Origin of the sequence: Marinobacter sp. UBA3607 (assembly GCF_002375525.1) — a bacterium.
Lineage (GTDB): Bacteria > Pseudomonadota > Gammaproteobacteria > Pseudomonadales > Oleiphilaceae > Marinobacter > Marinobacter vinifirmus.
In genome coordinates this window covers 6,026-7,362 of record NZ_DFLY01000006.1, presented here as the reverse complement: position 1 = coordinate 7,362, position 1,337 = coordinate 6,026, and the positions used below count along the sequence as shown (strand labels likewise).

Below are 1,337 nucleotides of genomic sequence, written 5' to 3'. Positions count from 1 at the left end.
CCATCCTTGGCCTTCGAAATTCCGCGAAAGACCTACCCCACCCTCCTTGCGATTCTGGCCCTGTGCGGGCTTCTCTCAGAATCGCTTTGTTGATTACGCTCCGCGCTCTTCCAGTACGGCTACTGCCGGCAAGGTTTTGCCTTCCACGAATTCGAGGAACGCGCCGCCGCCGGTGGAGATGTAGGAGATCTTGTCAGCTATGCCGTATTTGTCAACGGCAGCCACGGTGTCGCCGCCGCCGGCGAGGGAGAAGGCGTCGCTTTCGGCGATGGCTTCGGCCAAGGCTTTGGTGCCGTTGCCGAACTGGTCGAATTCGAACACGCCGACGGGGCCGTTCCACAGGATGGTTTTGGCGTTCTTGAGCAGGCTCGCGAACTGGCCGGCGGTTTCCGGGCCTACGTCGAGGATCATGTCGTCGGCGCTGACGTCGGAGATGTTTTTCACGGTGGCGGTGGCGGTTTCGGCGAATTCGCTGGCAACCACTACGTCTACCGGCAGCGGGATTTCAACGCGGCTGGCGATGTCTTTGGCGGTGTCGATCAGGTCGTGTTCACACAGGGACTTGCCTACCGGGTGGCCGGCTGCGGCCAGGAAGGTGTTGGCGATACCGCCGCCGACGATGATCTGGTCACACACTTTTTCCAGGGCGTTGAGCACGTCCAGTTTGGTGGAGACTTTGGAGCCGCCAACGATGGCCACGACCGGTTTGGCAGGGTTGTCGAGGGCTTTGCCGAGGGCGTCGAGTTCGGCTGCCAGCAGCGGGCCGGCGCAGGCTTCCGGGGCGAATTTTGCCACTCCGTGCGTGGAGGCCTGGGCGCGGTGGGCGGTGCCGAAGGCGTCCATCACGTAGACATCGCACAGGGCGGCGTATTGCTTGGCGAGGTCTTCGTTGTCTTTCTTTTCGCCTTTGTTGAAGCGGACGTTTTCGAACAGCACGACTTCGCCGTCGGCCACTTCAACGCCGTCAAGGTAATCCTTGATCAGGCGCACTTTCTGGCCCAGCAGGGTGCTCAGGTGCTCGGCTACGGGCTTCATGGAGGAGGCTTCGTCGTACACGCCCTCTTCCGGGCGGCCCAGGTGGGACATCAGCATGACTTTGGCGCCGGCATCTTTGGCGGCCTTGATGGTCGGCAGCGAGGCGCGGATGCGGGCGTCGCTGGACACTTTGCCGTCTTTGACCGGTACGTTCAGGTCTTCACGAATCAGAACCCGCTTGCCGGCGAGGTTCAGGTCAGTCATTTTTTTGATGGCCATAATCAGGTTCCGTAGTTATGGGTTCACAGGTGCAAATTGTTAAGCCTTGGGTGGGGTCTGACCCCGTTCGGGGTCAGACCCCT

1 protein-coding gene is annotated in these 1,337 nt (G+C 61.1%); it reads right to left on the bottom strand.

What is annotated here, in order from left to right; translation table 11 throughout:
• Positions 1-93: 93 nt before the first annotated feature.
• Positions 94-1,254 (bottom strand): phosphoglycerate kinase, encoded by a 1,161-nt coding sequence (locus B2589_RS01435; RefSeq protein ID WP_286815381.1) that lies wholly within the window; start codon positions 1,252-1,254, stop codon positions 94-96.
• Between the last annotated feature and the right edge of the window lie 83 nt (positions 1,255-1,337).

Excerpts from the sequence above, each read along its gene's own strand:
- B2589_RS01435 (WP_286815381.1), bottom strand. The coding sequence starts at position 1,254 with ATGGCCATCAAAAAAATGACTGACCTGAACCTCGCCGGCAAGCGGGTT.